This is a genomic window from Paenibacillus sp. Y280, assembly GCF_056786335.1.
In genome coordinates, this window is the sequence record NZ_JBXCIW010000009.1 from 141,032 (window position 1) to 160,106 (window position 19,075).

The following is a 19,075-nucleotide window of genomic DNA, read 5'->3' on the forward strand; positions in this document are numbered from 1 at the left end:
ACATATGATGTGTTTTGGTGAGCTTTAAGCGCATATATGCGCTTAAAGCATCGATTAGGCATATCAGAAGCGTCGAAAGGCTGCTGTAAGAACATATTTGCTCTTACAGCCAACATATGATGTGTTTTGGTGAGCTTTAAGCGCATATATGCGCTTAAAGCATCGATTAGGCGTATCAGAAGCGTCGAAAGGCTGCTGTAAGAACATATTTGCTCTTACAGCCAACATATGATGTGTTTTGGGGAGCTGTAAGCGCATATATGCGCTTAATGTATCGATTAGGCGTATCAGAAGCGTCAAAAGGCTGCAGTAAGAACACATTTGCTCTTACAGCCAACATATGATGTGTTTTGGTGAGCTTTAAGCGCATATATGCGCTTAATGCATCGATTAGGCGTATCAGAAGCGTCGAAAGGCTGCTGTAAGAACACATTTGCTCTTACAGCCAACATATGATGTATTTTGGTGAGCTGTAAGCGCATATATGCGCTTAATGCATCGATTAGGCGTATCAGAAGCGTCGAAAGGCTGCAGTAAGAACACATTTGCTCTTACAGCCAACATATAATGTGTTTTGGTGAGCTTTAAGCGCATATATGCGCTTAATGCATCGATTAGGCGTATCAGAAGCGTCGAAAATTCCTTTGAATCTTATTCAATGTTGTAAATGTAGAAATGGTTTTGAAACAGTAAAATATTAGAGTCAGCGTTCAAAAATCACTTAACCCCGGATAGTACGGCTAAATCTGCCCATACATCAAGCTGAAAGCGGATCGGAACGTTTTGTTTAAACTCAATAAAGACCTTGTCCGGATTACGTGCCAATATGTCCGTTTGTTGCGTTGCTGAGCAAAACCTGTTCCTCGTATCGGACCATATAGATGGAATCGATAAGTGGGTAATACGAAATCATATCGTTCATTTTTTTGACGGCGCTGATGTTGATATAAGGATCGCGGCCCTCTTTGCTGTTGAAAAAATCGATAAGCGATTTATTATTAATGTATTCCTTCATCATCATTATACAAAGACCAAAGGATAGCGCAGCTCTGATCGATCAACTGCATTAAATCATTGAATTGTTTAGTGAAACAACTTACTTCCATCTTAGTCGGACGCGTTACGCTAGGTCAATAAACCGTTTTCACCCGCCTTGATCATTTTCACCTGTCCAAAATAATCATGATTTCCAAACAGATACCGCTATGTATCTCAGGTCTATCTAACTAGCTGCCTAGCAAGGAAACCTCTCTTCTCAGAGGCTTCCCCTGCCTATCATTCATTAAATCATATAGAAAAACTTTTTGGCTTCACTAGCCTCTACTCCAAACTCGAATGTATCCTGGCGAAGCCCGCGTCTCATCGTCTCCAGAGAAAGGACCTCTCCTGGCGGAATATTGCCCAAATGCACATTGGGACCAAACTCGCGCAGCAGATGCACCTGTTGCTGCTTAAGCGGAGTCTCCCACATCAATCGCTGCGTATCCGGAATAAATTGAAGGATCATATTTATAACATGATCCCGGCATTCTCCCTTCTCATCGAATAGGCCGACACCGATACCCGACTCACGGGCTTCAACCGTCACAAGCTTTGCGCCTGCTTCCAAATCAGTCTCCAGCGTTTGGGCAAGATGTTTCGCATCTATAAGCGATCCTGACAGTTTTTTACCATATTCTGTAAAAACTTGAAGACCTCTTTTTCCACCTTCCTTTATCAATTCTGTACGTTTGCGCCGTGCAAGCTCGATCGTACCGTCAGACACTTCAATTCCATTGAACCCAAGCTTGCAAACGGCATCAAAAAAGGCCGGGACAACCTCTTGCTGCACCGCCGTCTCTAAAAGAGTACCGCCTGGCATAACCGTAATACCGTGCTGTTTAGCAAGATTGATCTTAAAAATCAACAGCTCTTTATCATAAAGAGGGGCTGTGCCAAAGCCAAATTTGATGCAATCCAAATAATCGGAGGCCGTTTCGATTAAATCTATAAATGCGTTTCTGCCGAGGCCTTTATCGATGACCATCGTTTGACCGCGGCCAACAACCTGACGCGCATGGGGATCATCGGATTTAAGCTCGCACTCTTTACGACGTCCGCTCGGGTCGCATAACTCTTGGGGCCAAACTGTGCATAGAGAACCTTTCATCGGGTATCTCCTCAATTCCTTATGAATTTGGGCATCGATTGATAAGGTATCCTATGCGTTTTTCCTTTGGCTGGTGCCTATTGACTATTGCGATCAAACATAGCCCTTCCGTTATTCAGTCAATTTGGCGGGGGGTTTAATCAGAAAGAACACCAACCCGAGCGTAATAAATGATAATGCAGAAACCGAAATAAAAATAATGCGATCCGATTTATCCATCATCCATCCGAATAGAGGTGGACCAGCTGCTACACCTAAAAAACGCAAACTATTATACAAAGAGGTGATCATGCCTCGCTCGCTTTTCTCAACGGCACCAGTGATAATCGTATTTAAACAGGGCAGGAGCAGGCCTGTACCGATGCTGCTGACCGTTAATAGGCCAATAAATACATAAATGTTTTTAAAAAAGAAGATCGTCGCGGCAAGCGAAACGGTCATGGCAATTAATCCGATATTCATGAGCCAGCGCATCAAAACGCCATTTTTCTTGATCAAGCTCCCTGTCGTATAAGACGTGATGGCCATGCCGAGCAGCGGTATGGCTAAAATCAAACCTTTTCTGACACCTTCGATGCTGTAGGGTTCTTCTTCAAGCGTGTTGGACAAATAAAATAGAACGCCGAACAAAATAAAAAGCCCTAATGAACCCGCAAAGAATGAAGTGATTAGCCATCGACCCTTTTCGCTGAATACTTGTCCGATTTTTTGAATATACGCCTTTAATTTTTGCTTTTGGTTATGCTTCGGCTCATTAATTAAAAAAATGACAGCCAGCAGCGACAGCGCGCAAAACACGGGAAAAGCGAAAAAGGAAGCATACCAGACGATTAAAACCAGCAAGGAGCCGATAATCGGACTGAGCACCTTTCCTACCCCATTAGAAGCCTCGATCAAGCCCAGCGCCTTGCTCTCTGTACCGCCGTTATATAAATCGCCCACAAGTGCCATCGCTATAGGCGCCGTTCCTGCAGCCGCAAAGCCTTGAATCGCCCTGGCGACAATAATTACCGAATAGGAGTCCCAAATAGCGCCAAAGCCTGCCAAGACTCCGCTTCCCCCATAAACAATCAATGCTGGGATTATAATCATTTTCCGGCCAAATCGATCGGATAAATAGCCAATGACCGGAATGAAAATACCCGCTGCCAGGGAGAAAATGGATATAATTAAGCTGCTTTGAAATTTGCTGATAGCAAGCTCTCTCTGCATGACAGGCAGCACCGGCACCAGCATGGAGTTCCCAAATACGAGCACAATTGGGATCGTGGCTAGTGCAATAAACTCCCAAATGCGGCCTTTTGAACCGCTGTCTGATTTCGAATCCTTCCCTCTAGACTCCTTTTCATCTGTCAGGCTTATGTCGCTCTGGAATGTAATGTTCAGCTTCAGCGATTTAGTCTTATTCATAGGTAGAAGCTCCTCTTTTATGGAGATGTTCTGTTTATCTGCACGCTCGCCGGCTAATGGCAATATGCAACGCGCAGAACTAAAAAAGACATTCCAGATCATGGAACGTCTCTACTTCCTCGTTAAACAAGAGCGCCTTCGGCTTGAACGATAGCCATCGCTTTGTCAAAATCCTCTTCCTCAACGACAATGGTCAGCAGGATATCGCGTCCTGTTACTTCATTTTCCTTGCCGCCTGAGCTCATCCCACTCGCGCTTACACTTGCGGCAGCAAGGATGCCAGCGTCCGGACCAGATAAACCGCCGCCAAGCGTTAAGCTTCCAAGACTGGGAAAGTCGCTAGTCAGCGGATTTTCGATACGCTCAATGCCACTGCCGGGATAGGCGTCAAATCTATCGATCGCACTATCCACGATTTTTAAAGGCTTCATTTGCTGTAGCGCTTTTTCCGCTTGCTCCGGACTTTTGAAATAAGCCAGAATATTTCTCTCAGCCATTCATTTCTCCTCAATTCTCCGCTGCAATATACTGTATTTATTTAATTAACATAAATTATGATTTACGATTAAATTGAAAAATATGCATGAATGCCAGCCCTGCTGCACTCATAAGGCAGGCGATCTATAATTTCAAAATGAAGGGGACTGCACTCAATTTTTTTTGCGCCAGGCTATCGTGTATACCTGTTTTTTGGTGTAGGAAGCGTTGTGTGACCAACTAACTATTCTCGTTGATATCCATTGACAAATAATGGCTTGTATGATGATTACCCAATCAATAACATAAGAGGTAATAATGATAATAATGCCGTTCATCCAAAACAAAATGATTGCTGGTTCGATTTTCTTATATTTCGCAATAGCTAATGCGGCAAAACCGATTCCGCCGTTTGAAACTCTCTGCTTGAGAAGAATGGAAACTCCACAGCCAAGGATTATGGAACCTACTAGGAGATCGATCCATACACTCGAAAAAGGAGAAACGAAGTACACCTGAAAGACGTTTACTGAAATGGATGTAACCGTAATCGTAAATATCGTGCCGATAGCGCTAACTTTTCCGAGGTAGTGGACCGATGAGATGAGGAAAAAAAAGTTCGACAGCCATAAACCGATGCTTATCGGGGTGTGAAGCCAGTAATTAAGCAGCACCGCTAATCCTGCGCCGCCGCCTGAGGGGATGGAATGCGGGAATAGAAATACGCCCATGGCAAATCCTTGAATGACAGCCCCAGTAATGATGAGGGCAGCCCTCTTGAACAAACGGCGCAAAAATAGTTCGTTAAATAAATCCGGTCTGCTGTTTCTCACAGGTTATCATCCTTAGTTGAAATGGTGTAGAGCCCGTCCTGCAATACTTTTTAATGTATGCTTTCCGGCACTAGGGAATGCCTGCGAAGCATAGAAAAGCACCATACCCAAGTACCGTTAAACGGCTTGAATATGGTGCAGGCAAGCGATTCTATTATGATCTCAACAACGGTTTGATAGTCTGGTTTAAGCGCTCGCGAAGAGACAGCAGCCATTTCTGATCTCTCGGATACACATCAAAGCTAATCTCTTCATTAAGTCCGTCTTCTAGCATTTTAAGCGTCTCTGTTCTGCCGATTAGGCTTTCAAGAAGTTCAAGCGCCCGCATATCCTGCAAAGCCTCATAAAATACTTTTAACCGAATAGACTCTATCGGCCCCTCCGATCCAGGATAAACAAGAAACGCATCACCCGATGGAAATGCACAGCCCGCATCCGTTGTCTCGAAGGGTTGAATCGGTGCTGTCGAAAACTGCGAATTCCAGAAATTAAATCCCCAATGCAAAAAACCGGCTATATTGTATTTGTACATTTGCAAACCGATTATTCGATTTCGCGCGGAAGGCATGCAAAAAAAGCGGTTAGAAACCTCTTTGTATTGCACGCAGCAATAATAGGTCCACAAATTTTGAACTTGGTTCGATAGAAACGGCTCGATATGATTATTGGCCGGAATCGGATTGGATACCAAACCCTGCTCATAAAATTTATAATCGGATAACGCATCAATCATCGGATATTGGCCCAGAAATTCATGCATGATCTCACTGGCGCTTGCATACCAGGACAGATCCTCGATTGAAGGCTCATCGGAAATATGGAAATAGTTTCTTTGTTCCAAATGGTTCGCTTCAATGAAATGGACGAGTTCCGGCAAAAACTGTCTAAGAAACCCTTTATAGAACTCCCCTGTTGCATCGGTCTCCCAACCAAAAATACGAGCTTGCACGCCATTCTCTGTCGCCATGATTTTCGGGGCATGCTTCGCTCCCCACTGTGTAAAGAGATGCAAAAAATTCGAAGAATTGTATTCCGCATCGGTTTCCCAGCTCTATCCATTGTTTAAGCCGCTCAAATCCAAAGGTGTAGCGATCCCCTTGCTTCTCTACCTCAATAAGCTGAACCGTTGGCCGCTCTCCCCCTTCCTTCGTATCGAGAGGAGGCATAAATAGCGGCGTCAGCAGCATATTCATGCCGTGCTGAACGGCTGTTATCACATTTTTTTCAATCAATAGCCAGTGTTCGTCACTAAACATATCCACGTTATAATGTACCGCTAAGCAGTCGGTGTGAAACCATTCGGTGTGAATCAATTTCTGCTTCGGCAATTCAGCATTCAGAATGTCTAGCTCAACGATTTCCTCGGACAATAAGTCATTTGATTCATCTTGAAACCATACACGAATCGGATATACGCCAGATTCAGCTGTACCGTCCAACGCAACCGTTATCCATATCGAGCGCCACTGATGGGGAATCGCATGTACACCCCGATTTGAATCCATAGGAAACAGCGGATCGGGATATAATCCAGGCGTTGACCGGAGGATATGCTCATCCTGATCGGGATAGCAGGGCAGCTCGGATGGAACGAGCCCAACGGATTTCACCGAGATTTGATTCGAAAGCTCGCTTACAATCTGAATTTTTAAATCTCTTATGGCACGGGTAGCATGCTGCGCACGATAAGCGACTTGGAAGGGTTTAAGCGCTGCTTCCACCTAGAGCGGTTGGCAATTTTACTTTACCGAGATTTTCTCTAATGGCTGCGCGTTTCCATAAACCGGACGTTTGCGGTTTTCTTCTTTTTCCAGCTCGATAAATTCCCCAATGCCCACCGCGATCGGATGGCTTGGCGCCACAGCCCATCGACGCTCCAAGCGGCACAATCAGTGCTCGCCAAGAGAGTTTAAGCTGCGCATGCGAAGCGAGTCCAAGGTTACGATGGGAGCCTTGAAACCATACATGGAATAACCGGTTACCGACGCGTTAGAATCCAAGCCTGCGGCAGAGCCAGCCAGAAGCCCGAAACGGGCATGGCGATTGCGCCGATTAGACTCAGAATAAGCAGCAGCCATCCGAAAGCAGCGGGCGGGGATATGTCCTTCTTTATCATCAGCCAATTAACCAAATAACCGAGCAATAATAGCAGAAATCCGAACATCATAAACCAAAATGCGGTTTCACGTTCCCATTGCCCCTCCTTAACGGTGTTCCATAGTCCCTCAGCAGCGATGGGAAGAAGCTGCTTCGTGAATACAAGCAGGCCGACTACTGTATGAAGCAATCCGGTCAACATAAGCAGCAGCCCGACCTGACGTTTGATCCCGTTCACCATATCGTCTATCTCCTCTCTTTTCCTTTGACCGAATCCTCGCACGTATCTGAGATTTTTATTTTCCGTGCAAGCGGCGTCTCCGGTTCGTCTTCCAAAGCATCGATGATGCTGTCGACTATAGACCGGGAAGCAAGCAGCCATTCCTTGATGCCGTTTCGCATATGCCGCTTTGCTTGGTGTTGTTCCAGATGTCCAAACAATCGTTCTACTTTCAAAAGATGTTCAAGTACTTGCTCCATTCCAAGCCCGCTGCTTCTCATTGCTCCTCAACCCATTTCTTGTATATTCTTTCCGCCGAAGCGGATGACAAGCCGATCATCTGCATACTTCGCACCAGTGACTTGCCGGCCCATCAACGGCCTTGGTAAAATGACTTTGCGTTTGTAGTCACCTGCATCAACTGTCAATTCGTCGCCCGTCTGCGTTAAATCCAGATCCGTCTTATCGACAAATGGAATCGTTAGCTCCAAAAGCATTTCGCCTTCCTCTTCCCGAATCGTTTCTGTTCTTCCGGAATAAAGCATCGCTGATGGGTCCGTATTTCCATAAACGATTTCCGCCAGCTCCTCGAGAATTTCCAGTCCGATTACTTCTTTTTGCATCATGGGCGCTTTCATTATCGGCAGAGGCTGGAAGTTTACCTTGATTTCTTCCTCATACTTCTTTTGAAGGCTTCTCCAATGTGCAAAATATCCCTCTCCCGCCTCATCCGGCAGCACCCGATTTACGATAACGGCATCCGTATTGAATCCAAACAAATTCAAATACGTAAAAGAGCGCTTCGCTTCAGCAAGGACCATCTTCTCGGGGTTCAGCACGATCCTAACCGATGTCATTTCCTGATCCAGCACGATCCGCTGCATATCCTCCAAGCTGCGTGCTAATCGCTCGATGCTGTCTAACACGCCATCCGAAGGAAGCTCGATGTTGTTTACGAGCTTCGCCACAGGCCTTACGAACTTAATCAACCTGCGTTCATGCGGGAATATTTTCTCCAGCCACCAATTCAATACGTTCGGATAGCTGAGCAGCCGCAGCGTCTCTCCAGTTGGAGCACAATCCACCACCAGTACGTCGAACTGTCCGCTTTGCGCGTGTTTCTTAATCTGCAGCAAGCTGAACAGCTCCTCCATGCCCGGAAACACCAACATTTCTTCGGTCGTAATATCTTTAAGCTGTGCTTTGTCGAGCATGGTTGTCAGCCAGTCTTGGACTGCCCCCCAGTTGTTCTCCGTCTCCCGCAGACTGTTCACTTCCTGCCCCCACAAGTTTTCAGTTACCGGGACAGGATCCGGACCAATCGGCATAGCTAGCGAATCCGCCAAGCTATGTGCAGCGTCCGTGCTGAGAATTAACGTCCGTTTCCCCTCTTTTGCGAGCTTTACTGCAGTTGCTGCCGCTATGCTCGTCTTGCCAACGCCGCCCTTGCCCGTGAAAATGATGATTCTCATGTCAACCACTCCTTTTAGTACGATTTCGTAGTAATTATCGAAAAAAGAGACCGGTTCAAACCGGTCATTCCTCGATTTTGATTTTTACAGCTGTGATCTTCGTCTCTGGAAGCCTTACTGGCCCTTCACTTTGGAATACCTTAGCCGCCTTGAGCATAAGTGACGTGAACTGCTCTAATTCTTCCTGTGTGAATGCCGCTTCCAGCCTTCCTAGCATGATCAGCATAATATGCTCTGATTCCTTAGCTAGCTGCAATCCTTCCTGCGTCAGCGTGACCAGCTTAACTCGTTGGTCTTGCGCTGATGTAGCTCGGGCGATATAGCCTTTGCGTTCAAGCCGTTTGGCAATGCTCGTCATGGAGCTTAAAGGCGCCCCCATCTCGGCAGCCAGCTCCGACATCGTTAAATCACCGCGGATGAGCAGAATAAGCAGCGCAGACAAATCCGAACGCGTCACTTTTTGCTCCAAATGCAGCGTATCGGTCATGAAAGCGAAAGGACGCAGACCGGTCTTGAGGAAGAGATCGTAAAGTTGCTGCATGCCGGCGACTCCTTTTAGTACGATTTCGTAGCTTATATGGTATTAATTTAATACGATTTCGTAGTAATGTCAATTGTATTTACAAAATATTCAAAGCAAAGGCCTCTATTTTAAACGTTCAACAGCGTTGCCCTTCTTTACCCCTTTATCGCCCCGATTAGAGCGCCCTTTACGAAATACTTTTGCAAAAATGGATAAACGCATAAAATAGGAACGGTCGCGACAATAATCGTCGCATACTTCAAGGTGGCGGACAGAGCGGCCGCATCCATATCAGAGGCGCCAGTAGCCATGCCGCTGGCCTCGCCCTGCAGCAAAATTTCACGAAGGATCAATTGAAGCGGGAGCAGCGCTCTTTCCTGCAAAAAGATCAGCGCATAGAACCAAGAATTCCAGTGGCTAACGCCGTAATAGAGCAGCATAACCGCAACAACCGGCAGCGACAGCGGCAAAATAATACGGAACAATATCGTAAAATCATTGGCGCCATCGATTTTGGCCGATTCCTCAAGCGCATCGGGGATGGCTTCAAAGGCTGTTTTCATCAAAATCAAATTGAAAGTATTAACAGCTTGCGGAATAATCAAAGCCCATAAGGAGTCGGATAGCCCCACCCCTTTAACCGTTAAATAGAGAGGGATGAGTCCGCCATTGAAGAACATCGTAAAGACAAGGCCCATCATAATCGGCTTGCGGTATTTAAGGCTTTTGCGCGACAAGGCGTAGGAACCGAAAGAGGTCAACAAAATATTAATCGATAATCCAACCACTACTATAAAAAGGGTATTCGCATAGCCTTTTCCGATCATCGGATTTCGAAGCACATTCTCATAGGCCTCGATCGAAAAACCGACTGGCTTCCATAGAAATCCGTTATGCGCCATAAGCTGACCCGCATCGCTTAAAGACGCGAACAATACATAAACGATCGGATATACAGTCGCCATCATCATGATTAACAGAAACAGTACATTTCCGATATCAAAAAATTTCTCTCCAAACGTTGCTCGATTCATCTTGCGTACCTCCTACCACAAACTCGTTTCATTCCATTTTCTGCTTATCCAATTAGCCGTTATCAATAGCGTAAAATTGACAAAGGAGTTAAATAAACCTACGGCCGAGCTGAAGCTAAAGTTGAAATCCTGAAGGCCCACCCGATAGACATAAGAGGAAACGACATCCGCCGTAATATAGGTGGTCGGATTGTAAAGCAAAATGATTTTCTCAAACCCTACGTTCATCATGCGGCCGATTTCCAAAATTAATAAAATAATAATGGTAGGCAAAATTCCCGGAACCGTCACATGGATGAGCTGCTTCCACCTTCCGGCTCCATCCATTCGCGCCGCTTCATATTGCTCGTTATCGATGCCTGTCAGCGCTGCCAAATAGATAATCGTCCCCCAGCCTATATTTTGCCAAATGCCGGATGATACATAGATTGAACGGAACATGTCCGGCTCAAGCAGGAAGGTGACGCGCTCTCCTCCTATCCATGCGATGAAGTCATTAATGACGCCTTCGCTTCAAATTCATTCTATGGTACTAGCTTTCAAAGCACTTATTCTCTTGGACAAACACATGCACAAATCGCAGTACTCAAGCAAAACCTGAAAAACTGGCGGGCCTTCGGCTCCTATGAAAGCTTCTTTACCGGTGTTGCGAACATTACTAGCACCGATGGCTTTTTCGATCAAGCGACCAAAGATAATTTGAAGGTCTTCCAAACGGTAAAAGGCTTGACGTCTGACGGCATTTATGGCGCTGCCAGCCGTAATGCGCTTCATGGCGCATTTGGCGGCATTTCACCTAAAGGATATGTTCGAATTGCCAATACGGCTACTTATATTAACTACAACGATACGGTTAACGGTCTTGCAGGTGATTCCACTTATAAATTGGATCATAGCTGGGTCACTTCGGGTGCCAAAGCCACGTTGGATCAACTAGCTGCAAGCTTCTATGCTGCTTACAGCAAAAAACTTGAAATCAACGACGGCAGCTTAATAGACGGTGTGGACACGCCGGAATACGATACCCATATAGATGGCAAGGACCTTAATGTTCGAAATAATTTTGGTACGACCGCTATGACGGCTGTGGAAGAAAAGAAATTTCTTGAAATTTGTATTGCAAATAGTAATGTAGAGCAAGTATTGTTCTACAAAAATCACGGTTTAACAAGCTCTAAAATCGTTGTAAGAGCCGATCATAGCGATCATTTCCATGTTGACTTTAAATAAGTAAACAAAACAAAGAGAACAGATAGGTGCTTACCTATACTGTTCTCTTTGTTTATTATAGCCGTATGTTACGGCGCAATCACCGCAAATTCATAAAGTGAATAACCGTATGCCGTTCCTCTTGCTGTGCCGTACATTCTAACATATTTGGCATTCGTTGTGGAGAACGTAATCTCATCGAGGCCGCCATTCCCGCTTGTCGTCGAATAAACGTCAGTCCAATTAACAGGTGAGCCGCTGTCCGTGGATACCTGGATCTTATAGCTTTTCCCGTAGGCAGCTTCCCAGTTTAATTTAACCTTATTAATGCTTTGAATAGAGCCAAGGTTGACATAGATCCACTGAAGATCTACGCCTTCTATGCTGGACCATCTTGTAGTGGCATTTCCGTCAAAAGCCTTAGCGGCTTCAAATCCAGCGCCTTCGAATGAACTGGCCGTGCCAGTCTTGCCTTGAGCAAGATTGGTTCCAGTTGGAGGCGTTGTACCGTACGTATCTCCACCCTCTCCGGTCCAAGTCATCTCGACAAAACTTGATGGACTTGTTAAAGTCGCTGTATTGGAGCCGGATGCGTATAATCCTCCTGAAACACTCGTCATCGTATAATCCGTAAATAATTTATTTGACGAATAGTTTGTATGGATCATCGAGCCTGCAATATTGCTCGCCGATACATTTTTCAACTCCAAATTGCTTCCGTAAGAGACGCCGTTATCAGCCGTAATTTTGCTTGTACGGTAAGCTTGACCGGTGCCTGCGTTATTTTTAACGATCGTATTAATGATTTGTACGTTATTGGCGCGCATAAACACGCCGTGATTCCCTACTGTTGACTCAGGAACCGTGTTCTGGAAGTCTATATTCCCGCCAATAACCTTGATATGGTGCGTGCCTTCTTTAAAATCGAAACCGTCATTTTTTGTTTGAACGGTGCTGCAGTTGAGGAACGTAATATAGCCGCTTTGATCGGGATTAGGGGCTGTCGTCCAGTTTTGATCCGCATCGCCTACATAGAAGCCTTCTCCGAATGAGCCGCTTTGACCCGCATATTGTGCAGAACAATTCGTCAGCAGCCAGTACTGGCTGTTCTTTCTTATTTTGAATGCTTCAGACAGCGAATTTTTAACGGTTACATTCGTCAAATAGCCGTGAGACGCTTCGATCAGTATACCTTTGTTCGATTTGGAGTTGGCGTTGATCGTTATATTTTCCAGCTTATAATAATTGTTCTTGATATAGAAGACAGAATTACCTCCAGAAGCCGTAAAATTAAATGTAGCGCCGCTTCCTGTCCCCCGAATGGTAATGTAATTTCCTGCAGTTCCGCTTTTCGAGGTGACAATGGTGCTGTCAGATACGGTATACGTTCCCGATACTTCAATAATATCTCCGGGCAGAGCGCTGGATAAGTAGCTGCGCAGTGTCGCCACATCGCCGGCAGGAACCGTTTTGGTAGCCGCTAAAGCTGTTGAGCCGGGATAAACCGCAGAGAAAATTGAAAAACAAAGCAGAAATGCAAAAGTTAATTTCATGAGATTCATTGTTTTTTTAAGCATCATATTACCTCCTATTGTTATGAAAATCGCTAAACATAGATAAATCTGAAATACGTCCTGCAGTATTGCGGCTTTTCCAGCCTTCCGAATAATTCCCTCCCATTTTGTTGAAAATATAGTTAAGCACGTCTTTTGCCTAAGGTGTATTAGAACGACTGCCCTATATGCAGAGGCTCCACATGTTGTCCGTGCAAAATCTTCCCTCATTCGTCACAGGCTTTCACGGTATTTGCCGGGCGTGATGCCTTCGTTTTTTTTAAGAAAACGATTTGAATCCCTTACACTTTCCCCTAATTGTTTAACCGCTTTAATTTATGACTTCAAGTGGAGTATACATTAAATTAATTGAAATGAACAGAATTTCTCTGCTATTCATTTTTTTGTAATATAATACTTTTATGTATATTGATAGATGAATATCCGATAATATTTTACGTAATATTGCGAATTTTCCTTGAACTTGTTTCCTTATATCAGTCAAGTACACAAATGAGGGTGGATTCACCGAGCTTTCTTCAAAATAGCAGGCTGGTTTGGATAATATAAGCGCAGAATAAGCTGTATCGTAAACGAAATCGGGTAGGAGGCTACCCACTAGTTGAGTAGCCGATCTCCAGAACACCGTACGTACCGTTTCGGTATACGGCGGTTCCGTAGCGTAATCGCATGAACCTCAAGCGACTCCTGCAACGGCATATTCCCATCAAGCTGCCCCTCAACAGCCCTTGAAGAAAATGGGAGCGAATCGAATTTCGATGCCGCTCAAAACGTTCCCCAATCTTTTCTTTCTCTGCAAAAGTATCATCGAGCAGCGTTTTTAAATAACCGAACTCATTCGAGCCTGCCTCGAAGGAAATGCCCGAACGCGTGACTAGACTTCGAATCAGCGTATTGATCGGGTTGTAATTCCGCTTTAAAAATAAATAAGTAAAAACTCCACCTATGAAGAGGCTGAGAATGAGGCTGATATAGATTAAATTTTTTACGAGCTTCATTTTCTCGTCAAATAGGTTGGCCGGAATGATCGATATATATTTCAAACCCGTTTCCCCAGAAACCGTATAGGAAACGGCTATTTTTTGTTTTCCTGTGCCTTGATAGAACATCCCGCTTGCGCTTTTTAATTTCTCATGCGTAAAATCATCTGAGCCGTATGCATTGCCGGTAGAAGCGATCAACCGGTTTTCCTTATCGAGTATAACGATCAAAGCTTTGTTGCTGGATGAAATATTCGCAAGTAAACTGGAATCCTTAATAATAAACAATAAGACGGCGCCATCCTGCTCCGAATTATCGAGAGTAAGCGAGCGGGCGTACATGACGGCCTTCGATGCTTGTCCATCTTCCCTGTATGTGATCGGCACATATTCATTCGTATAGCGTTTGCCGAAAATCGCCGACCATCTATTTTGGTCCATCCTATCGGTATACGTCATTTCGAACAGCCTTTGACTGTCCAGATGCTCCCGCGAGGAAATGACCGTATCGCTGTTTTTATAATATACATAGATCTCTTCGATGTAGTCGTTAGCCATTTTATAAATGCGCAAGTCCTTTGCAATTCCGGTCAGCGTATAATAATCAGGATCTTGGATAGGGGCTTCAACGTCAAGAAAACCGGCAAGCCGATTGCTTAACGTCATTTCCGTGCTTAGCCGTTCAATATCCAGAAGATTGCTGTCAATCGCTTGCTCCATCTGATTAAGAAGAGATTCATTGGCCCGGTTAACCTCCGACGCTACTACATGCCAGGTCGCCGTATATATAATTCCGCTAATAATAATCGGGACTAACAGGACCGATATGTATGAAATTAGCCAGGTAATGATAATGCTGCGCGTACGGAACTTGATCATGCCCATAACGATCCTTGAACCTCCCGACTGATGCTGAAGCTTAAGTAACATTTTTTAGTATTCGACGCAATTCCTGTTTTTACCTGCCGTTTGCAGCACCTTGTCTTGGACCTCGAAAGACCGCAGCGCTCTAGCGTGGCGTCATTAAAAAGAGGCTGTCCCAAAAGTGCTAAACTCGCTAGAGAAATAGCTTGGTTTGAACAAAAGGGGATGAAAAAATGGAGCTGTCCCAAAAGCCCAATTGATATTTTTATCCCCCGTTTAGATTTAAATTTTGCATATAAAAAAAGGACCTCTTCCCCATCTAACAGTGGGTTATGAGGTCCTTTCGTTTGCTCCTCCATGCGATTGTAACTAATCAGGCATGAGTCGTTGTTGTAAATGAGAACTTCGGCGGACAGAGAATCCTTTATTTTTTCTAAATCAACAATTAATGTGCAGTTCGCGGACTCAGGTTCCACTAATCGCTTCAAAAAAGCAATTTAAACCTCGTTTAAATGGAAGGATCTCCTGTCCGCTTATTACGCCTAAATGGTCAAAACGCTAATATAACGGAACTACAGTCCTCTCTTTACAAATTCATGTGTTGAGATTCATTGAAAAGAAGAAAACATTCTTCCGGTTGTGATAAGTCTGGCATCAAGCTCCGCTTTCGTTCGGCTAAGCAAATCTTGGTATTGCCGCTCGAACTGTTCGGCAGAGGTCGGATTGTTCCGGTCATATCGCCGTCAGCAATCGTTGCTCCCGATATAAATCGATACATCGCTCAGAAGTGCATTAACCAGAGCAGAGGTTGTCGGAGCGCCATGTTCCGACGGATTTCCGGAACTGGGGAATCAGGGGCCAGGGTTAGCCATAAATCCAAATAACGATCATCTTGAAATGCAAGTCCCGCATAGAGCATAAAGGACATCCGTACCGGCCAACTGTCGAAATGCTCGATGTCTGGCGGGAACGCCCAACTCGGCTTATTCGCAAGATAAGGATACAAATAATCGAGCCCGAGCCGAATTCCCCTCCCATCCGGAAGATGGAAACGCCATAAATCATCATGCGGCGTGGACAGCAATTGACAAAGCGTTGCCATATTGTCGAGTACAAAGATCGAATAGCCGTAGGGCTTCGTGCGCGCAAGCTCGAGCGGGAAGCTGCCGTCTGCTGCCATTTGCGAGGGCAGCAAAATATGTTTGTAACGCTCCCTGCACATGGCCATCACGGCAGCATTGCCCGTATACGATGCGAATGCGGCCGCTTGCACGGTCCAGCATACCGCATGGTTGTTCGATGAATCTCGTTCTTCCAGACCGTAAGGATGCGTCAGCATCCATTCGAGATAATCCGCAAACCAGCTTCTCAGCAATGAGCCTTCACGTTCTGAGAGTGCCCCTGCCGCTTCAATCACTTTCGCCGCAGCAGGGATATCGATTAAATGAAGCGTATCAATGATGCCGAAGCCACGCCCCGAGCAAACGCCTGGAATCGCCTGGGCATATCGGAGATGCGGATTCATGCGGGTCGATGCATTCAGGAAAAAATGGCGAAGAAGCGCAGCAGCCTTGTCCGCGTAAATACGACCACCAGAAACCGCGTAGCCCGCCGCAAGATTGGCCGTATGCGTCCGCATTTCGCGGAGCGCTTCCCGATGCGCGGTGAATGCCCCTGGGTACGATTCGCCATCCCTTCGGACGTATGGCAACGCGCTTGGCGTATCCGGATTTGGCCACCAATAATCGCCATTGGAATAATAATCGTGCTTACCGCCTGGACTTAGCACTGATCGGCATTCCGCAATGCCGATCAATGGCGCTTCCAGCGAGCGGTCAGCCTTCGCCATCACTTCTTGCGGATCCGTTCGCCAATCACAAAGCTTATCCATCGTCAGCACCTTGTTCAAGCTCCTTTCGCTAGTTTAATCGGCAGTCCAGATTGGGATTCCGTACAGCCTCCACGGCTTGAAGCCTCCGAAGTACCCGCATAAATGCGGCTCTGCCGCTACAGGGCGAATCTTTGGCAAACTGCCTCCGTTTTCCAAATCCGGATTGCCCACGCCGTCCTCTCCAGACATTAGAATCTCTTCTCCTTCAGCCAGCACCAGTTCAAATCTCCCGTTTCCTAGCGGAATCGCCTTCGCTCCACCGCTTGCCGTTACAGTTACACTGTCAGCCATATCAGTCACTAGACGACAAGGCATTCCGGCCAAGCTTTTAACGCGAATCCACGACGTCTCTCCGCGCGAGCGTACTGCGCTGACAAGGAAAGCCCCCTCCGCACGCAGGTCATGGAAGGCTGCTTCCTTCCAAGCGCTAGGCAGCGCGGGAAAAACACGAATCCATTCCTCCCAGCTCTGCAGCAGCATATCATGTACAGCCTCCGCTCCCGCAAGCGGCGACTCGATAACCGGACCTGCCTCCTTGTACATCGTGTTTGGTTTCAATATATGGAGCAGCGACTTCAGGTAAGCGTGCGCTTCGTCGCCAAGACCGATTGTTGCCGCAATGGAAGACGCTCCCGTGAACGTAAAGCCGCGCAAGTCTCCTTCCCTCGAAAACCAGTGGCGAAGCGAACGCTGAATTAGCGCCCTCTCTTCCTCCGACTCCATATTCGCTGTATGCAATGGAAAAGCGGCCATCAAATGGCTGAAATGCCGATGCCCGAAAGCTAGAGGCTGTCCCCGGCCGATCATGTAACCGGTCTCGTCCACGGGAAGAGGAGCAAGACGCTCAAGCGTTTCCGTCCATTCCCGCCGCTCAGCGTCGAGCTCCGCTGTTGCTTCAATCCCGTCATGCTCCGTCGGTTCGCTGACGCGCAGCAGCGTGCGGATTCCCCATTCGAGCAGTGCAAGATCATAATGAGCGTCCGGCACCGTCAACTGCAGGAATGATCCGTATTCCGGCGAAATAGTCGGCGGCAAATGCAACAGTCCGTCTTCTCCTTCCGCCAGCAATTGCATATGGAAGCGTGCAGCCCGCCGCAGCAGCGGATACAACAATTCCTTCAGCAACTCTGAATCCATGGAATATCGGTATTGGCGCCACAGATTATGGCATACCCACAGCAGATTCCCCTTCTCGTCATCGACGGGGCTAACAAGATCGTAGCTGCAGCTCCGTCCGAGACCCGCCGAATCCTGTCGGTACTCCTCAGGTACATTCGAGATCAATTGATCGAATTGCGCTCGGAGCGCATTCACCAGCGACAAGCCAAGCTCCAGCCGATTAGAAGCATACACGGGAGAGTAAGACATCTGCACGTTCATGTTGAACCAAACGCCAGGCCAAGGCGATGAAGTAAGCCAAGGCCCCTGATTGTCGATAATCATGCCGTCTGACCTTGTCGCCGATGCGAGCTTATACATTTGAATCCAATAGAAGCCTTCCAGCTGCGTGTCGGGAATCGAGAGGAAGCTTTGCGGATAATACGCATGCCACCAGCTGCGATGCAGCTCAGTCCATGCATCCCATGGCTGCCGACGTGCCCCAATTACCGCTTCCGCTGCTTGCTCCGCCGAGGCTTCATCAGCGCCGTTCATGACCGACAAATAAAGGATGCGCCGTCTATCAAATCCCGTGGAAGCTCCCTCCAACTCATTCTCGGCCCAGGCTGTCGCGCAGCCTCCTGTTTCGCCAGGCTTGAACGCGGTAAGGGCTATTTCGATTCCATTCCTGACAGACCTTGTAACCTCCTCTTCAGGAATATATTGATTCAGATTGCGGCCGTCCGCATTGTGCAGAATCGGATCAACCTCCGAATAGGGATACCACCGGAAAGCTGCGCTGTCTTCACCTGCCGAAGTCTCCAGCTCCACCGCCATGACCATTTCGCGGCTATGCGCGAATGCTCTTAGCTTGACCGTTCCAGCAGTCGTCGTTATTTCCGCCTTGAGCTCCGCATCCCATAAATGGAGCCGCATGCTGGTCGGCTGATAGATCCAGCCTGCCAGCTCCAAATGCAATTCGCCAATCGGCACACGGGGAGAAAATCCTCCATCGGGACGTCTTGCCGTCACATCGGTTCGCCCTAGCACAAATCGCAGAACATTACGCTTCAAACGATGTTCCTCGCCGTAAACCATAGCGCCAAGCCAGCCGTTTCCGATAAAGGCGCCTTGATCCCAGGAAACGGGCTTAACCGACCAAGTCAGGTCGTGCCTGCCTAAGAAGGATGACCAATCCAGCCTCGTATCGATCATATATTCCACTCCTTTTTTACGTTCGGGCG

Annotated in this window: 18 protein-coding genes and 1 pseudogene; 1 reads left to right on the plus strand and 18 read right to left on the minus strand. The window is 46.7% G+C overall.

Annotated features, from left to right (window positions below):
• Window positions 1–814: 814 nt before the first annotated feature.
• The 14 genes and pseudogenes from AC1TPC_RS14205 to AC1TPC_RS14270 form a co-directional block, all read right to left on the minus strand.
• Complete coding sequence (locus tag AC1TPC_RS14205) at window positions 815–1,021, minus strand: hypothetical protein (RefSeq protein WP_482067483.1); 207 nt, start codon at window positions 1,019–1,021, stop codon at window positions 815–817.
• 261 nt (window positions 1,022–1,282) lie between these two features.
• The gene (gene comA / locus AC1TPC_RS14210; protein WP_482067484.1) at window positions 1,283–2,149 is read right to left on the minus strand and encodes a phosphosulfolactate synthase; all 867 of its coding nucleotides are present in this window, start codon (window positions 2,147–2,149) and stop codon (window positions 1,283–1,285) included.
• A 111-nt stretch (window positions 2,150–2,260) separates the two neighbouring features.
• Window positions 2,261–3,559: an MFS transporter gene (locus AC1TPC_RS14215; protein ID WP_482067485.1), complete on the minus strand. Its 1,299-nt coding sequence runs from the start codon at window positions 3,557–3,559 to the stop codon at window positions 2,261–2,263.
• A gap of 122 nt (window positions 3,560–3,681) precedes the next feature.
• Window positions 3,682–4,056: a hypothetical protein gene (locus tag AC1TPC_RS14220; RefSeq protein WP_482067486.1), complete on the minus strand. Its 375-nt coding sequence runs from the start codon at window positions 4,054–4,056 to the stop codon at window positions 3,682–3,684.
• A 153-nt stretch (window positions 4,057–4,209) separates the two neighbouring features.
• Window positions 4,210–4,869, minus strand: a complete 660-nt coding sequence (locus tag AC1TPC_RS14225) for a YitT family protein (RefSeq protein ID WP_482067487.1) — start codon at window positions 4,867–4,869, stop codon at window positions 4,210–4,212.
• A gap of 154 nt (window positions 4,870–5,023) precedes the next feature.
• Window positions 5,024–5,836 (minus strand): DUF4091 domain-containing protein, encoded by an 813-nt coding sequence (locus AC1TPC_RS14230; protein ID WP_482067488.1) that lies wholly within the window; start codon window positions 5,834–5,836, stop codon window positions 5,024–5,026.
• Window positions 5,766–6,479: a glycoside hydrolase domain-containing protein gene (locus tag AC1TPC_RS14235; RefSeq protein WP_482067489.1), complete on the minus strand. Its 714-nt coding sequence runs from the start codon at window positions 6,477–6,479 to the stop codon at window positions 5,766–5,768. The genes AC1TPC_RS14230 and AC1TPC_RS14235 overlap by 71 nt, the downstream gene beginning before the upstream one ends.
• 129 nt (window positions 6,480–6,608) lie before the next feature.
• Window positions 6,609–6,731, minus strand: coding sequence for a hypothetical protein (locus AC1TPC_RS14240; protein ID WP_482067535.1), 123 nt, complete (start codon window positions 6,729–6,731; stop codon window positions 6,609–6,611).
• A gap of 116 nt (window positions 6,732–6,847) precedes the next feature.
• Window positions 6,848–7,207 carry a DUF6463 family protein gene (locus AC1TPC_RS14245; protein WP_482067490.1) on the minus strand — a complete coding sequence of 120 codons (360 nt, stop codon included), beginning with the start codon at window positions 7,205–7,207 and terminating at the stop codon, window positions 6,848–6,850.
• Window positions 7,208–7,212: 5 nt separating this feature from the next.
• Window positions 7,213–7,467 (minus strand): hypothetical protein, encoded by a 255-nt coding sequence (locus AC1TPC_RS14250; RefSeq protein WP_482067491.1) that lies wholly within the window; start codon window positions 7,465–7,467, stop codon window positions 7,213–7,215.
• Window positions 7,468–7,473: 6 nt separating this feature from the next.
• Complete coding sequence (locus AC1TPC_RS14255; RefSeq protein WP_482067492.1) at window positions 7,474–8,658, minus strand: ArsA family ATPase; 1,185 nt, start codon at window positions 8,656–8,658, stop codon at window positions 7,474–7,476.
• A 64-nt stretch (window positions 8,659–8,722) separates the two neighbouring features.
• Window positions 8,723–9,199 (minus strand): MarR family winged helix-turn-helix transcriptional regulator, encoded by a 477-nt coding sequence (locus AC1TPC_RS14260; protein WP_482067493.1) that lies wholly within the window; start codon window positions 9,197–9,199, stop codon window positions 8,723–8,725.
• Window positions 9,200–9,336: 137 nt separating this feature from the next.
• On the minus strand, window positions 9,337–10,215 hold the full coding sequence (locus tag AC1TPC_RS14265; protein ID WP_482067494.1) for a carbohydrate ABC transporter permease: 879 nt from the start codon (window positions 10,213–10,215) through the stop codon (window positions 9,337–9,339).
• Between the two features lie 12 nt (window positions 10,216–10,227).
• Window positions 10,228–10,728 (minus strand): annotated as a pseudogene (locus tag AC1TPC_RS14270) (ABC transporter permease subunit); the annotation flags it as partial.
• Between the two features lie 84 nt (window positions 10,729–10,812).
• Here AC1TPC_RS14270 and AC1TPC_RS14275 point away from each other — a divergent pair.
• Entirely contained in the window at window positions 10,813–11,445 is a 633-nt protein-coding gene (locus tag AC1TPC_RS14275) for a peptidoglycan-binding domain-containing protein (RefSeq protein WP_482067530.1), read from the plus strand.
• Between the two features lie 68 nt (window positions 11,446–11,513).
• On the opposite strand, the gene AC1TPC_RS14280 is transcribed toward AC1TPC_RS14275, so the two are convergent.
• The 4 genes from AC1TPC_RS14280 to AC1TPC_RS14295 all read right to left on the minus strand — a co-directional run bounded on the left by AC1TPC_RS14280 (window position 11,514) and on the right by AC1TPC_RS14295 (window position 19,046).
• Window positions 11,514–13,004, minus strand: coding sequence for a discoidin domain-containing protein (locus tag AC1TPC_RS14280; protein ID WP_482067495.1), 1,491 nt, complete (start codon window positions 13,002–13,004; stop codon window positions 11,514–11,516).
• Window positions 13,005–13,588: 584 nt separating this feature from the next.
• Entirely contained in the window at window positions 13,589–14,863 is a 1,275-nt protein-coding gene (locus tag AC1TPC_RS14285) for a cache domain-containing protein (RefSeq protein ID WP_482067496.1), read from the minus strand.
• 760 nt (window positions 14,864–15,623) lie between these two features.
• Window positions 15,624–16,733, minus strand: coding sequence for an alginate lyase family protein (locus AC1TPC_RS14290; RefSeq protein ID WP_482067531.1), 1,110 nt, complete (start codon window positions 16,731–16,733; stop codon window positions 15,624–15,626).
• A 33-nt stretch (window positions 16,734–16,766) separates the two neighbouring features.
• Window positions 16,767–19,046 (minus strand): glycosyl hydrolase family 95 catalytic domain-containing protein, encoded by a 2,280-nt coding sequence (locus AC1TPC_RS14295; protein WP_482067497.1) that lies wholly within the window; start codon window positions 19,044–19,046, stop codon window positions 16,767–16,769.
• Window positions 19,047–19,075 lie beyond the last annotated feature (29 nt).

Excerpts from the sequence above, each read along its gene's own strand:
- AC1TPC_RS14265 (WP_482067494.1), bottom strand. The coding sequence starts at position 10,215 with ATGAATCGAGCAACGTTTGGAGAGAAATTTTTTGATATCGGAAATGTA.
- AC1TPC_RS14220 (WP_482067486.1), bottom strand. The coding sequence starts at position 4,056 with ATGGCTGAGAGAAATATTCTGGCTTATTTCAAAAGTCCGGAGCAAGCG.
- AC1TPC_RS14260 (WP_482067493.1), bottom strand. The coding sequence starts at position 9,199 with ATGCAGCAACTTTACGATCTCTTCCTCAAGACCGGTCTGCGTCCTTTC.
- AC1TPC_RS14255 (WP_482067492.1), bottom strand. The coding sequence starts at position 8,658 with ATGAGAATCATCATTTTCACGGGCAAGGGCGGCGTTGGCAAGACGAGC.
- AC1TPC_RS14295 (WP_482067497.1), bottom strand. The coding sequence starts at position 19,046 with ATGATCGATACGAGGCTGGATTGGTCATCCTTCTTAGGCAGGCACGAC.
- AC1TPC_RS14285 (WP_482067496.1), bottom strand. The coding sequence starts at position 14,863 with ATGGGCATGATCAAGTTCCGTACGCGCAGCATTATCATTACCTGGCTA.
- AC1TPC_RS14215 (WP_482067485.1), bottom strand. The coding sequence starts at position 3,559 with ATGAATAAGACTAAATCGCTGAAGCTGAACATTACATTCCAGAGCGAC.
- comA (WP_482067484.1), bottom strand. The coding sequence starts at position 2,149 with ATGAAAGGTTCTCTATGCACAGTTTGGCCCCAAGAGTTATGCGACCCG.
- AC1TPC_RS14245 (WP_482067490.1), bottom strand. The coding sequence starts at position 7,207 with ATGGTGAACGGGATCAAACGTCAGGTCGGGCTGCTGCTTATGTTGACC.
- AC1TPC_RS14250 (WP_482067491.1), bottom strand. The coding sequence starts at position 7,467 with ATGAGAAGCAGCGGGCTTGGAATGGAGCAAGTACTTGAACATCTTTTG.
- AC1TPC_RS14205 (WP_482067483.1), bottom strand. The coding sequence starts at position 1,021 with ATGATGATGAAGGAATACATTAATAATAAATCGCTTATCGATTTTTTC.
- AC1TPC_RS14230 (WP_482067488.1), bottom strand. The coding sequence starts at position 5,836 with ATGGCGACAGAGAATGGCGTGCAAGCTCGTATTTTTGGTTGGGAGACC.
- AC1TPC_RS14280 (WP_482067495.1), bottom strand. The coding sequence starts at position 13,004 with ATGATGCTTAAAAAAACAATGAATCTCATGAAATTAACTTTTGCATTT.
- AC1TPC_RS14290 (WP_482067531.1), bottom strand. The coding sequence starts at position 16,733 with ATGGATAAGCTTTGTGATTGGCGAACGGATCCGCAAGAAGTGATGGCG.